Source organism: Azospirillum sp. VT-I1 (genome assembly GCF_055698305.1).
In genome coordinates this window covers 417,668-430,127 of the sequence record NZ_CP168804.1, presented here as the reverse complement: position 1 = coordinate 430,127, position 12,460 = coordinate 417,668, and the positions used below count along the sequence as shown (strand labels likewise).

General features: G+C 69.1%; 14 protein-coding genes. 2 read left to right on the top strand and 12 right to left on the bottom strand.

What is annotated here, in order from left to right; genetic code table 11:
• Positions 1 to 116: 116 nt before the first annotated feature.
• Together AB8P05_RS24240 and AB8P05_RS24235 are read right to left on the bottom strand one after the other, a co-directional pair.
• Positions 117 to 1,046 (bottom strand): histone deacetylase family protein, encoded by a 930-nt coding sequence (locus AB8P05_RS24240; RefSeq protein WP_472760742.1) that lies wholly within the window; start codon positions 1,044 to 1,046, stop codon positions 117 to 119.
• Positions 1,047 to 1,242: 196 nt separating this feature from the next.
• On the bottom strand, positions 1,243 to 1,470 hold the full coding sequence (locus tag AB8P05_RS24235) for a sulfurtransferase TusA family protein (RefSeq protein ID WP_472760741.1): 228 nt from the start codon (positions 1,468 to 1,470) through the stop codon (positions 1,243 to 1,245).
• Between the two features lie 337 nt (positions 1,471 to 1,807).
• Between AB8P05_RS24235 and AB8P05_RS24230 the strand changes: the two genes are divergently transcribed.
• Positions 1,808 to 2,191 (top strand): ArsR/SmtB family transcription factor, encoded by a 384-nt coding sequence (locus tag AB8P05_RS24230; protein ID WP_455174875.1) that lies wholly within the window; start codon positions 1,808 to 1,810, stop codon positions 2,189 to 2,191.
• A gap of 38 nt (positions 2,192 to 2,229) precedes the next feature.
• On the opposite strand, the gene AB8P05_RS24225 is transcribed toward AB8P05_RS24230, so the two are convergent.
• A complete protein-coding gene (locus AB8P05_RS24225; protein WP_472760740.1) occupies positions 2,230 to 2,622 on the bottom strand; it encodes a DUF423 domain-containing protein in 393 nt (130 codons plus the stop codon).
• A gap of 98 nt (positions 2,623 to 2,720) precedes the next feature.
• Between AB8P05_RS24225 and AB8P05_RS24220 the strand changes: the two genes are divergently transcribed.
• The gene (locus tag AB8P05_RS24220) at positions 2,721 to 3,479 is read left to right on the top strand and encodes a glycosyltransferase family 2 protein (RefSeq protein ID WP_472760739.1); all 759 of its coding nucleotides are present in this window, start codon (positions 2,721 to 2,723) and stop codon (positions 3,477 to 3,479) included.
• On the opposite strand, the gene AB8P05_RS24215 is transcribed toward AB8P05_RS24220, so the two are convergent.
• The 9 genes from AB8P05_RS24215 to AB8P05_RS24175 all read right to left on the bottom strand — a co-directional run bounded on the left by AB8P05_RS24215 (position 3,470) and on the right by AB8P05_RS24175 (position 12,413).
• A complete protein-coding gene (locus AB8P05_RS24215) occupies positions 3,470 to 3,697 on the bottom strand; it encodes a hypothetical protein (RefSeq protein ID WP_455174872.1) in 228 nt (75 codons plus the stop codon). The two genes, AB8P05_RS24220 and AB8P05_RS24215, sit on opposite strands and share 10 nt — an antisense overlap.
• A gap of 80 nt (positions 3,698 to 3,777) precedes the next feature.
• On the bottom strand, positions 3,778 to 4,521 hold the full coding sequence (locus AB8P05_RS24210) for an SDR family oxidoreductase (protein ID WP_455174871.1): 744 nt from the start codon (positions 4,519 to 4,521) through the stop codon (positions 3,778 to 3,780).
• Positions 4,522 to 4,534: 13 nt separating this feature from the next.
• Positions 4,535 to 5,926 carry an amidase gene (locus tag AB8P05_RS24205; protein WP_472760738.1) on the bottom strand — a complete coding sequence of 464 codons (1,392 nt, stop codon included), beginning with the start codon at positions 5,924 to 5,926 and terminating at the stop codon, positions 4,535 to 4,537.
• A 67-nt stretch (positions 5,927 to 5,993) separates the two neighbouring features.
• Positions 5,994 to 6,767 carry an HNH endonuclease family protein gene (locus AB8P05_RS24200; RefSeq protein ID WP_472760737.1) on the bottom strand — a complete coding sequence of 258 codons (774 nt, stop codon included), beginning with the start codon at positions 6,765 to 6,767 and terminating at the stop codon, positions 5,994 to 5,996.
• 218 nt (positions 6,768 to 6,985) lie between these two features.
• A complete protein-coding gene (locus AB8P05_RS24195) occupies positions 6,986 to 7,930 on the bottom strand; it encodes an SDR family NAD(P)-dependent oxidoreductase (protein WP_472760736.1) in 945 nt (314 codons plus the stop codon).
• A 484-nt stretch (positions 7,931 to 8,414) separates the two neighbouring features.
• Entirely contained in the window at positions 8,415 to 9,593 is a 1,179-nt protein-coding gene (locus tag AB8P05_RS24190) for a phosphoserine transaminase (RefSeq protein WP_472760735.1), read from the bottom strand.
• A 134-nt stretch (positions 9,594 to 9,727) separates the two neighbouring features.
• Positions 9,728 to 10,156, bottom strand: a complete 429-nt coding sequence (locus AB8P05_RS24185) for a hypothetical protein (RefSeq protein ID WP_472760734.1) — start codon at positions 10,154 to 10,156, stop codon at positions 9,728 to 9,730.
• Between the two features lie 159 nt (positions 10,157 to 10,315).
• The gene (locus AB8P05_RS24180) at positions 10,316 to 10,669 is read right to left on the bottom strand and encodes a hypothetical protein (RefSeq protein WP_472760733.1); all 354 of its coding nucleotides are present in this window, start codon (positions 10,667 to 10,669) and stop codon (positions 10,316 to 10,318) included.
• A 121-nt stretch (positions 10,670 to 10,790) separates the two neighbouring features.
• The gene (locus AB8P05_RS24175) at positions 10,791 to 12,413 is read right to left on the bottom strand and encodes an EAL domain-containing protein (protein WP_472760732.1); all 1,623 of its coding nucleotides are present in this window, start codon (positions 12,411 to 12,413) and stop codon (positions 10,791 to 10,793) included.
• Between the last annotated feature and the right edge of the window lie 47 nt (positions 12,414 to 12,460).

Sequence of the window (12,460 nt, the reverse complement as noted above, 5' to 3'; positions counted from 1 at the left end):
AAGGCCCGAGGCAGCCCGTTACCCCGGCCATTGCGGCCTATGTGCGGCCTATGCGTTCGGGCTGCCCCTCCTCCTTTCGGAAGAGAGGAGCGCCCGACCGACCGGGAAGCCGCATGTCAGCAGTACATCAGCTCGCGCACATGGGCGGCGCTGGCCGAGGCGAGGGCGCGCAGGTTGTAGCCCCCTTCCAGCACCGAGACGATGCGCGCCCCGCAATGGGTGCGGGCCAGTTCGCCCAGCTTGCGGGTGGCCCAGACGAAATCGTCGTCGATCAGATGCAGGCCGGCCAGCGGATCGCGCGAATGGGCGTCGAATCCGGCGGAGATAATGAGCAGATCCGGCTTGAAATGGTCGATGGCCGGCAGGATGACGTGCGTCATGGCATGCCGGAACTCCGGCGACCCCGCCATGGCCGGCAGCGGCGCATTGACACAGTTGCCGTATTCGCCCTTCTCGCCGGCGTCGCCGGTACCGGGATAGAGCGGCGACTGGTGGGTGGAGCAATAGAGCATGTCCGGGTCGTGCTGCAGGATGTCCTGCGTGCCGTTGCCGTGATGGACGTCGAAATCCATCACCGCCACCCGCTGCAACCCGTGCGCGGCGCGGGCATGGTAGGCGCCGACCGCCGCGTTGTTGAACAGGCAGAAGCCCATCGCCTTGTCCCGCTCCGCATGGTGGCCGGGCGGGCGCACAGCGCAGAAGGCGTTGCGCGACTGGCCTGTCGCCACCGCGTCCACCGCGGCGCAGACGGCCCCGGCCGCGCGCAGCGCCGCCTCCCCCGATCCGGGCGAGACGACCGTGTCGGCATCGACGCCGGCATGCTCCACCTCCGGGATCAGCGACAGCACGCGGTCGATGTGCGACTGAGGGTGCGCGCGCAGGAGCTGTTCCACCGTGGCGCGCGGCGCCTCCTGCCGTTCCAGCATGTGGAACTCCTCCGTTTCCAGCGCGGCGAGAACGGCGCGCAGGCGGTCGGAGCATTCGGGATGACCGAGACCCGTGTCGTGCTCCAGGCACGCCGGGTGGGTGAACAGGGTGGTGAACATCGATTTTTCGGTCGTTATCGTTGGTTTTCGGGCGGCGTTCGCAGCGTTTCCGAAAACCATTCTTCCCGGATCGCTAATGAAAGTACAGGCTGAATCCAGGACGATTCGTCACAGCCCACTTTCGGGGAGCGGGGCAATCCGTGACACGACACGATGGGGACGGCAACGATGGGGCGCTGACAAAGGCGGGCCGTGGTCACGCCGTCCGTTCGATGACGAAGCGGAGGATTCCGTCCTCCTCCACCACCGACAGCAGGCGGTTGCCCGTCGCCTCGCAGAAGGCCGGAAAGTCCTTGCGGGCGCCGGGATCGGTCGCCTCCACGGTCAGGGTGTCGCCGATGGCGATGGCCCGGATCGCCTTGCGGGCGCGCAGGACGGGAAGCGGGCACTGCAAGCCCTTGGTATCCAAAGGATGATCGGTCATGGGCGGAATGCTATCCCACCCGCGGACCACTGTCATCAGACCACTGTCGCCGGCCTGTGGCGAAACGGAGGCTCGACGCCGCTCCCGCAACCGTTAGGCGATAGATCCTTCCGACTATTGTTCCGGCATGCGAGAAAAAAGCGGTGCCCGGCGGTAATGGCGACGCCCAAGCCGGCACGGTGACAATCGGTGTCAGGGTCCGGATGACGGAATCCCACAGGTGGACAATTCACGTGCGGTACGAATATACTAGGATACGAGCATTTTTCTTTGCCGGGCCGCGCAACGACAGCCCGGTTGCAAAACGAATCGGAACGGACAGGGCAACGGGAAAGCGATGAAGATCGAGGATTTGCAGGCAAACGCCCGCCGGGCGAGCGCGCTGCTGAAGGCGATGTGCAATGAGCGGCGCCTTCTTATCCTGTGCCATCTGAGCCAGGGCGAACGGTCGGTGGGCGAGCTTGAGGATCTGGTCGGGCTCAGCCAGTCGGCGCTGTCGCAGCATCTGGCCCGGCTGCGCAACGACAATCTGGTCCGCACGCGCCGCAGCGCCCAGAACATCTACTACTCGCTGAACGGGCACGAGGCGCAGACGATCATGACGACGCTGCACGGCCTCTACTGCACTCCGGCGGAGGATGCGGAAGACGGCCGCGACGGCGCCTCCGCCAACGATCCCGGCAGCGACCGTTCCGACCTGCGCGCCGCCGCGACCGGCTGACCCGCCGGGCGGCACCCCCACAATGAGGGGCGCAAGCCTCAGCCGCGCGCCTGCAGCGCCGCGGCCGCCAGCGCCACCCATCCAAGCATGAAGCTCCACCCTCCGGCGGGCGCCGTCATCGGCACCGGCAGCGGTCCAACCGTGGCCAGCGCATAGAGCGTGCCGCAGAACAGCAGAATCCCGGCGCAGAACAGCCACCCCGCCACCCGCAGGGCAAGCTGCGCGCCCGTCCGCCCGGGCAGCCGGCCGGCCAGCGCCACCAGCAGCAGCAGCGCCAGCGCGTGCCCCATCTGATACAGCCCGGCGGTGCGGAACCATTCCTGCGCCTGCGGCTGCCCCGCCAGCCCATGGCTGGCATAGGCGCCGGCGGCGACCGCGACGGCGCCGTTCAGCGCGGCGAAGACGATCCAGATGCGGTCGATCACTCCCACGGACGTTCTTTCCTTCCTTGCGACCACCACCGGCCGACGGACGGTGCTATCCTGCCGCCTGTCTACACGCAGGGCGCCCGCAGGGGCAAGAATCGACCATGACCACAGCCGCCTCCCCGGCCACCACGCTCGTCAGCATCGTCACGCCCACCTGGCAGCGGGAGGACTTCCTGCCCCGCCTGCATGCCTGCATCAAGGCGCAGACCCATCCCGAGATCGAGTGGCTGGTGTTCGACGACAGCCCGCGCCAGTCCGCCTATCTCAAGCCGCTGGCGAACCCGCGGCTGAAGTATTTCTATTCGCCCAGCCGCTATGCGATCGGCGAGAAGCGCAACATCCTCGCCGAACATGCCAAGGGATCGGTGATCGTCCACATGGACGACGACGATTTCTACGCGCCGACCTATGTTGAACGGATGCTGGACCGGCTGGAGCAGGGCCATGACCTGGTGAAGTTGTCGGGCTGGTTCCTCTACAGCGCGGCGCACCGGCGGTTCGGCTATTGGGATACCGCGCGCGGCGGCTCGCACCACCGCTGGGGACGGCAGGGCTGCAGCTATGTCGAGGCGCCGGACACCCCGCCCTCCCCCGATAATCTGGACGGCTACGGCTTCTCCTACGCCTACCGCCGCACGGTCTGGGAAGCGGTTCGCTTTCCCGCGGTCAATGCCTGCGAGGATGCGCCCTTCGTGAAGGCGGCGCGCGAGCGCTTCCGCGTCGGCACCTTCCCGGATGCCGAGGGGCTGTGCCTGCACACGCTGCACGCCCGCAGCACCAGCCTGTGCCTGCCGCAGTACGAACTGCCGCCGGTCCTGATGGAACGCCTGTTCGGGCCGGAGGTGGCCGCCTACACCTGAACGTCGAGGAACATGCCGCGGCGATAGTTGCGCGGCAGTGTCAGTACCCCGTTGACCACCAGGGCCGCCAGTTCGCGCAGGCTCGGGATACGCTGCCGCCCCTGCGCCACCACACCGTCGGCACGCGCACGCGCACCGGCCGCGGGAACCCGCCCGCCGCCGGAGTCGGGGCGGATCGGCTCGTTCGAACGGTCACCGGTGCGTCGGGTCTCTACCATGGGTACTCATTTACCATAAATGCGCCGCATGGGGAAGAGGGGGCGGCTGTGACGTTCGGGCGCCCCAATCCCCCTGCCGCTCAGGTGTTGGACCAGCCGCCGTCGATGGCGACCGCTTGACCGGTCATGAAGGCTGAGTCGTCCGACGCCAGATAGACGGCGAGTTTCGCCACCTCCTCTGCCGTGCCGAGACGGCCCATCGGCTGGCGGGCGACGAAGGCGGCGCGGGCGGTTTCGTAATCGCCCAGCGCCCGCATGCGGTCATGCAGCGACGGGCTGTCCACCGTGCCCGGACAGATGGCGTTCACGCGGATGCCGCGGGTGACGTAATCGGCGGCGACCGACTTGGTCAGGCCGATCACCGCGGCCTTGGTTGTGCCGTAGATGAAGCGGTTCGGCGCCCCGATGATGCTGGAGGCGACCGACGACATGTTGATGATCGACCCGCCGCCCGCCTCCAGCATTCCCGGCAGGAAGGCGCGGATCATCCGGTACATCGAGCGGACATTCAGCGTGACGGAGAAGTCGAAGGCATCTTCATCACAGTCCAGCACGGTGCCGGCATGGACATAGCCGGCGCAGTTGAACAGCACGGACGGTGCCGGCACCTCCGCCGCAAAGGCCCGGATCGCCGCGGGATCGCAAACGTCGAGGCGGCGGGTGACGATGCCGGGGGTGCCGGCCAACTCCTCCAGCAGCCCGTCGTTGATGTCGGTCGCCAGCACGCTGGCGCCCTCCTGCGCGAAGGCAAGAGCGGTGGCGCGCCCCATGCCCTGCGCCGCGGCGGTGACGATGGCGGTCTTGCCCTGCAGTCTTCCAGCCATTCCGGTCATCTCCTCAGCTTTCAAGCCAGTGATGGACGAATCCCGCCTCCCGCTCCAGCAGGCGGCCCAGGCGGATCAGGCGCCGCTCCTCGCCCGGCCGGCCGATCAGCTGGATGCCGAAGGGCAGCCTTTCCCCGCCCATCGGCCCGCCGACAGGCAGGGTCAGCACCGGGAAACCGATCAGCGTGACGATGGCGGTGACGCCGAGATAATCGAGGATGGTCTCCACCGGCCGGCCGTCGATCTCCGTCACCTCGCCGTCCGCGTTCGGCCAGGGCAGCACGCCGCAGGCCGGTGCGGCCAGCACGTCGATGTCCTCGAACAGCGCCACGAAGCGGCGGTAGAGGGCGGTGCGGGCGGCCTGCGCCTCCAGATAGGCGTCGGCGGCGATGCCGGCGCCGGCCTCGATGTTCCAGCGGATGGTGTCGGTCAGGTCCGCGCCATGCTTCGCCAGCATCGGCCCGAAGGCGTGGCGGGTCTGCGCCGCGCGCAGCGTCCGGAAGGTGGCCATGGCGTCGCCGCAGTCGGGATGGCGGCGAGCCACCGGCCCGACGACGCGCTCCAGCCGGTCGACCGCCTCGGCGAAGCGGTCCCGCACCGCCCGGGACACGATGGCCGCGCCGAAATCGGCGGTGGCGCCCAGCCGCGACTCGGTCCCATCGTCGCGGTCGCCGAACAGGGAGGTCGGGTCGCGCAGGTCGCTCCCGGCCATCGCCGACAACAGCAGCGCGCAGTCTTCGGTATCGCGCGCCAGCACGCCGTGGGTCGCCAGCGTGTCCCAGCCCAGGGCGCGGCCCGGCGCCGGGATCAGCCCCGGCGTCGGCCGGATGGAGGCGACGCCGCAGAAGCTCGCCGGCACCCGCACCGATCCGCCGAAATCGGTGCCATGGGCCAGCGGCGCCATGCCGACGGCCACCGCCACCGCCGATCCGCCGCTCGACCCGCCGGAGGTCAGCACCGGATCGACGGGATTGCAGGTCGGCCCGTACAGCCGGTTCCGGCAGACGGCGCCGAAGCCGAATTCCGGCGTGTTGGTCTTGCCGATGACGATGCCGCCCGCCGCCTCGATCCGCGCCACAGCGATGTCGCTGGCGGCCGGCACATGATCGGCATAGAGGGCCGAGCCGTAGGTGGTGCGGATGCCGGCGGTGTCGGTCAGGTCCTTCACCGCCACCGGCAGCCCATGCAGCGGCCCGACCGGTGCCGGCGCAGCGTCCAGCGCCTCGGCACGGGACAGCGCCTCGTCGGCGGCCACCGTGATGAAGGCGGACAGCTCCGGCTCTTTCGCCGCGATGCGCGCCAGATGCGCCTCAACCGCCTCCCGCGCCGACACTTCCCGCCGCGCCAGCCTTGCCGCCAGACCGGCAGCGCTCTCCCGCCACAGGGCGTTACGTCCTTCGCTCACTGCATCCTCCCGTTTCCGGCCAGAACGGTAGCGCGAAACCGATGGTATGCGAAACAATGCAGAGCGATCAGCGCCGGCCGCCGGCTGACGCGCGGCAGTCGTTCAGGATGTTGCCGACGGTCACCCGCTCCCGCTCGTCCATGGCCAGTTCCCAGCGCGCCTTCACCAGGATCCAGTTGGCGACATACAGGCAGATGCCGTCTTGCTTGGGCGGCAGCCAGTCCTCCGGCCCCTTGGCGCCCTTGGCACGGTTGGCTTCCCGGCTGGATGCCAGCAGGGTCAGCGGTTCGCTGGTGTCATTGGCGTAGGCGGCGCGCCGTTCCCGGCTCCAGTCGTAGCCGCCGCTGGCATAAGCCTCCTCCAGCGGAACCCGGTGGTCGATGTCGACCATCTGGGGATCGGTGATGCGCTCCCCGGTGTAGGGGTCGAGCCAGTCGCCGGACTTCACGCTGCAGCCCTTGGCATCCAGCGTCGCCGGGCGCCGCGAGTCGCGGATCAGCACCTTCTCGCGCGCATTCAGGCAGCCGCCCTCCAGCGCCAGCCAGTGCGGCCATTCCGACCGCTCGTAGCCGCGGCGCCGTTCCGGCTCCACCCGGATGGTGTCGAGCTGGCGGGTCACCTCGGCATAGTCGATCCGGTCGGACGGGCGCGCAATGACCGGCGGCGGCGGCTCGGCGGTCTCCTGCTTGCGCGGCTGGCGGGGGCGCTGCGTCTCGTTGCCCAGCAGATCGTCGAGCGTGCCCGGCGGCAGGATATGCAGCCGCTCCGCCAGCGCAATGGCGGCAAGCACGGCCAGCACGATGAACAGCCCCCGCAGGGTCAGGGAACGGCGGCGGGCCACCTCAGTACTGCCGCCTATTATCCCCTCTCCCCCCGGGGAGAGGGTTAGGGTGAGGGGGACGCACCACGGGATTTTTGCAAAAGTCCCGCCACGCATCCCCTCACCCCGTCCCTCTCCCCGGGGGGAGAGGGGGATTCAGGTCTCTTCGAACGCCAGCTTCCACGTCTCTGATCCTACCGCTAGTCAGCCCTCCTCATACTCCGGTAATGCCCCCGGCCTCAAGGCATGCGGCCGGTCAACGTCGCGCTCAGCCCCTGGAGAAGGCCGACCTGACAGACCGTGTCGAAGGTGGAGCGCATCAGCGACGGGTCGCCGATCGACACGCGGATGTCGCCCGCCCGCGGTTCCGAATGGCGGCGGCGGACCTGACTGCCGCACAGTTCCTGCAGCACGTCCAGCAGCATCACCAGCGAGGTCGCACGGCCGGTGCAGAGGTTGAACACCTGCGCGCCGGCGAAGCGCCGCTCCATCGCCAGGGCCAGGATGCGCACCACGTCGCCGACGAAGACGAAGTCGCGGACCTGCTGGCCGTCGCCGTGGATTTCCACATCCTCGCCGCGCGCCACCCGGCGGGCGAAGATGGAGATCACGCCGCTGTAGGGCGACATCGGGTCCTGCCGCGGCCCATAGACGTTGAAGAAGCGGAATCCGACCGTCGGCACCCCCTGGATCGACCATGCGACGCGGGCATGCATCTCGCAGCCCAGCTTGTCGACGCCGTAGGCCGACAGCGGACGCGGAAGCTCCTCCTCCTTCAGCGGCGTGTTGGTGTTGTCGCCGTAGATGGCGGCGGAGGAGGCGTAGACCACGGGGATCGGGCCGCCGCGCTTGGCGTCACGCGCCGCTTCGAACACGGTGACGGTGCCCAGCAGGTTGGTGCGGTGGGTCTCCGCCCACAGCTCCCGCGATTTCTGCACGGACGCGACGGCGGCGAGGTGGAAGACGCCGTCCACCCCTTCGCCATGGTCGCCGGCCATGGCCTCGCGCACCGCGTCAGGATCGGCCACGTCGCCCACCACCAGATTCGCCGCCTCCGGCTTGTTTTCCAGCCGGCCGCTCGACAGGTTGTCGAGGATCGTCACCCGATGCCCGTCGGCCAGCAGCCGGTCGGCCAGATGCGAGCCGATGAAACCGCAGCCGCCGGTGATGAGGTAGTGCGCCATGGTCCGTCCAAGCCCTTCCTTAGTTGTGACCAGCCCTGCCGCAGCGCAGCGGAGCCGCCGGAAAAATCCCTTTCTAGGGTCGGGACACAACCGCAGGATCGCCAGACCATCTTCGGGATAGGGTAACGCCTCAACCGGGGATCCGCGCCGCCCGTTCGGCGACCCGGCAGGCGAATCGGCCCGGCTTCCGCCATGACGGTTTCCGGATAGGCGCGACCGATGGTTCAACAGGGTTATCCACCAGCTTGTCCACGGTTCTGTGGATAACCATGGTCAAGCTTGCCAGCCGGATTCCCGCGTCGGGCCGGACACACTGGTGCAGAAATGCTGCTGTGTACGAATGGTTCCTTGCCGGAGCCTTTGCTGCACAGCACAAAATTCACCAATGCAAAAGGCCCCGCTGTGGCATTTACGCCACGGCAGGGCCTTTCGACCGGGTCGGACGGGCCTGTGGACTATGGCCCGGCTTGCGCTTTCGGCAGCGTCAGCCCTGCTTGGGGCCGAGCATCTCCGCCTTGACGGTGGCGAAGGCCCAGTCGAGCCAGGGCAGCACCGCCTCCATATCGTCATTCTCCACCGTGGCCCCGCCCCACAGACGCAGGCCCGGAGGCGCATCGCGGTAGGAGCCGGCGTCGAAGGCAGCCTCCTCCTTCTCCAGGAGCGCGGTCAGCTTCTTGGAGAAGGCGGCCTGGGCGTCCTCCGGCAGGGCGGTCACCTCCGGATCGGTGAAGCGCAGGCAGATGGAGGTGCAGGAGCGGGTCGCCGGCTCCTTGGCGAGGAAGCCGGCCCAGCTGCTGGCCTCCGCCCATTCCGCGACGATGCGCAGATTCTGCTCCGACCGGCGGATCAGCTGGGTCAGGCCGCCCACCGAGAGGGCCCAGCGCAGGCTGTCGATGGCGTCCTCGACGCAGAGCATCGACGGGGTGTTGATGGTGTCGCCTTCGAAGATGCCTTCGATCAGCTTGCCGTTCTTGGTCAGGCGGAAGATCTTGGGCAGCGGCCGGTCGGGCTGGAAGCTCTCCAGGCGCTCCACCGCGCGCGGGCTCAGCACCAGCATGCCGTGCGCCGCCTCGCCGCCCAGCACCTTCTGCCAGGACCAGGTGGCGACGTCGAGCTTGTTCCAGGGCATCGCCATGGCGAAGGCCGAGGAGGTGGCGTCGCAGATGGTCAGCCCTTGGCGGTCATCGGGGATCCACTCGCCGTCCGGCACGCGGACGCCGGCGGTGGTGCCGTTCCAGGTGAAGACCACGTCGCGGCTGAAATCGACCGACGACAGGTCCGGCAGCTCGCCATAGGGGGCGATCAGGTTGCGGACGTCCGGCAGCTTCAGCTGCTTGGCGACGTCGGTCACCCACTCCTTGCCGAAGCTCTCCCAGGCCAGCATGTCGACGCCGCGCGGGCCGAGCAGCGACCACAGCGCCATTTCCACCGCCCCCGTGTCGGAGGCCGGGACGATGCCGATGCGGTAGTCGCCGGGGATGTTCAGGACCGCGCGGGTGAGGTCGATGACCTCCTTCAGCTTGGCCTTGCCCGGCTTGGAGCGGTGGGAGCGGCCGAGCAGCGCGCCGTCCAGCGCGTCGAGCGACCAGCCCGGCCGCTTCGCGCAGGGGCCCGAGGAGAAGAGCGGATTGTTGGGGCGGCGGCTGGGCCGGCTGATCGTCATGGCGGACTTCCTGTCCCGGAACGGGAATGTGCGGAGGTCCGGACCTTAAAAGCTGCGCCCCCGCCCGTCAATCGACGGGCGGCGACGCCCAGCCACACCGGATCCGCAGCCCTGCCGGCCTCCCTGCCGGCCACCTACTTGCTGCGGCCGATCTTGCCGTTGCGGTAGGTCCAGGCGGCTTCGCCGCCACCGGCCGGCTGCGGCATGGAAACGGTCAGCATGTCGTTGTCGATGGTGACCTGGGCGGCGTCGCTGCAGGAGCCGAAGGGATAGGAGACCACCGGCTGCGGCCCGCCGACCTCCAGGATGCGGAAGCGGGTCGGGCAGTCCTTGGTGCCGGTGTCGGCCTGGAACAGGGCGATCCAGCGATCCTTCAGGGAATAGGCGCCGACGAAGGACAGCATGTCGCTTTCCTTGTCGTCGAAGACCGGCTTGTCGTTGACCGACACCTGGGTGTGCTTCGGCCCGATGTCGGTCAGCGTCAGAATCGTGTTGCCGAGCGCCGCCATCAGGCGGGGCTCCGCCGCGCCGGCGGAGGTGGCGATCAGAAGGCTGCCCGCCACCGCGGCACACACACTAAGAACCCGCAAAGGCCGTCTCCCTGGCTGCTGCGCCCCGGCGGGGCGGCTGTCCGAACCGGGCGCACCATAATGCGGCAAGCGCCCGGCCGGAAGCCGTCCTTTTTCGCGGGTGGGATCCGGCGGCGGGATTAGGCCGCCGGATCAGCGGATGTTGACGCTGAAGCCGAAGCCGGGGGCGACCGGGGCCGGCGCATAGATGACCGGCGGCGGCGGCGCGTAGATCACCCGCGGCGGCGGGGGCGGGGCGTAGATGACCGGCGGCGGGGCGTAATAGACGCCGCGGTCACGCCAATGATGGTGGTGATGGCGGGGGCGATCCCAGCGGCGCCAGTCGGGGCCGCCGCGGCCGGGACCGTACCATTCGCGGCCGTGATCGCCGCGCCCGCGCCAGCCGTCATGCGCCTCCGCCTGGGTGACGGTCACGCCCAGCATCGATCCGGCGACCAGCGCGCCCAGAACCACGGCTTTCAATCCAAACCCAAAGCGGCCAGTCATTCCGGCGTCCTCCTGGTGTCGGGAAGCGGTTGTTCCCCTTTGATCGGATGAACGCGAAGCCTCCCGCTTTCATTCCACCGTCTGCGAAAAAGATTTCGTTCTACGACCTTGGTCGAAGCGGTCAGGCCCAGCCGTCGGCAAGGCCCGGCCGCGGCCGGGGCGGCGTGAACAGTCCGGGCGGCTGGTAGACCGGGCGGTCGGCCGGCCGGCCGAAGTGATAGCCCTGGGCCAGTTCGAAGCCCCAGGCATTCAGCTGCGCCGCCTGATCGGGAGTTTCCACCATCTCGGCGATCACCTGCACGCGGACCTCCCGGCACAGGCCGACCATGGCGCGCAGGATGGCGTCGTCGCGCGGGCTGCCGCCCAGCCGCTTGACGTAGCTTCCGTCGATCTTCACGAAATCGACCGGCAGCGCCTGGATGTAGGGGAAGGACGCGGCCCCGGCGCCGAAATCGTCCAGGCAGATGCGGTGTCCGGCGCGGCGCAGCTCCTCCAGGATGCGGGCGGCGCGCGGCAGGTCGGTGAGGCCGGTCGATTCCGTCACCTCCACCAGCAGGCGGGAGCGCAGCGACGGGTTGCGGGCGACCAGTTGCTGGAAGGCGACGACGAAGATATCGCTGCCCAGCGAGGCCGCCGACATGTTGACGGCGACCTGCAGGCCGGGATCGGCGGCCAGAACCTCCAGCGCCTTCTCGCAGACCAGCAAATCGACGTCATGGACCATGCCCACCTGTTCGGCGAAGGCGATGGTCGGGCCGGGGGCGCCGTTGGGGAAGCGGGCCAGCGCCTCGTAATGGTGCAGCCCGCGGGTGGCGAGCGAGACGATGGGCTGGAACTGCAGCTTCAGCCGGTCGTCGGTCAGGGTGGAGCGCAGTCCGGTCACCCGCGTCACCGTCTGGTCGACCAGCAGCTTCACCGCATCGTGCATGGTGGCGATGTCGAAGCCGCTGGTGTCTTCGGCGAAGCTCTTCACCGTGAACATCAGCACGCGCCCGGCATCCTCGCGGCTGAGGCCGGGCGCCGCCATGTCGAGCGTCAGGTTCTCCGCCTCCAGCGGCCGGCCGTCCGGCGACAGGCCGGCGCCGGTCACCGCGATTTCGCTGGCGAGCGCCCCGGGCGACACGTCGCTGCCATGGACGAGGCCGAATCGGTCCTCCCCCAGCCGTGTCGCCAGCGTGTCGTCGGCAGCATGGACGCGCAGCAGCGCCCCCACCTCCCCCAGCAGGCGCAGGGTCAGTTCCGGTCCCAGGCGCGATTTCACCTCACCGAAATCGGCGATCTTGATCAGCGTCAGCTTGGGCGGGGAATTGCCGACATGGACGCCGAACCGCTCGCCCAGCTGCGCCTGGAAGGCGTCGGGGTCGAGAAGCCCGGTCTCCGCATCGCGGGCCGGCTGGGGAGCACTGCCGGCGGCCTCCGTCCGGGTCAGGGTGAGCTGCACGTTGGGGGAACGGCCGAGCCGGTAGCCGGACAGGTTGGCCTGCACCCCGCCGGCAAGCGCCACGGCCCGCGCCTCCAGCCGGCGGTTGGAGGCGGCGGTGCGCAGCAGGCGCCGCACCAGCCCGCGGTCGCCGGCCGCCACCACCCGGTCGATGGGCTGGCCGATCAGGTCGGCATCGGTGGTGCCCAGGAGATTCTGCAAGGCACCGGCCGCAAATCCGATGGTCCCGCGCGCATCCACCTCGATCAGCACATCCGCGTTGGCGAACGCGAAGCCGAGGAAGCGTGCGACGTCCGATGTCATGGGGCCTCGACAGGGATCGCTGTGGGACAGGCGGTTTCCGACACATC

Bases quoted from the DNA above. Each gene is read 5' to 3' on its own strand.
- AB8P05_RS24195 (WP_472760736.1), bottom strand. From the start codon at position 7,930: ATGGCGCACTACCTCATCACCGGCGGCTGCGGTTTCATCGGCTCGCAT.
- AB8P05_RS24190 (WP_472760735.1), bottom strand. From the start codon at position 9,593: ATGACGATCAGCCGGCCCAGCCGCCGCCCCAACAATCCGCTCTTCTCC.
- AB8P05_RS24215 (WP_455174872.1), bottom strand. From the start codon at position 3,697: ATGGTAGAGACCCGACGCACCGGTGACCGTTCGAACGAGCCGATCCGC.
- AB8P05_RS24240 (WP_472760742.1), bottom strand. From the start codon at position 1,046: ATGTTCACCACCCTGTTCACCCACCCGGCGTGCCTGGAGCACGACACG.
- AB8P05_RS24175 (WP_472760732.1), bottom strand. From the start codon at position 12,413: ATGACATCGGACGTCGCACGCTTCCTCGGCTTCGCGTTCGCCAACGCG.
- AB8P05_RS24210 (WP_455174871.1), bottom strand. From the start codon at position 4,521: ATGGCTGGAAGACTGCAGGGCAAGACCGCCATCGTCACCGCCGCGGCG.
- AB8P05_RS24220 (WP_472760739.1), top strand. From the start codon at position 2,721: ATGACCACAGCCGCCTCCCCGGCCACCACGCTCGTCAGCATCGTCACG.
- AB8P05_RS24180 (WP_472760733.1), bottom strand. From the start codon at position 10,669: ATGACTGGCCGCTTTGGGTTTGGATTGAAAGCCGTGGTTCTGGGCGCG.
- AB8P05_RS24230 (WP_455174875.1), top strand. From the start codon at position 1,808: ATGAAGATCGAGGATTTGCAGGCAAACGCCCGCCGGGCGAGCGCGCTG.
- AB8P05_RS24235 (WP_472760741.1), bottom strand. From the start codon at position 1,470: ATGACCGATCATCCTTTGGATACCAAGGGCTTGCAGTGCCCGCTTCCC.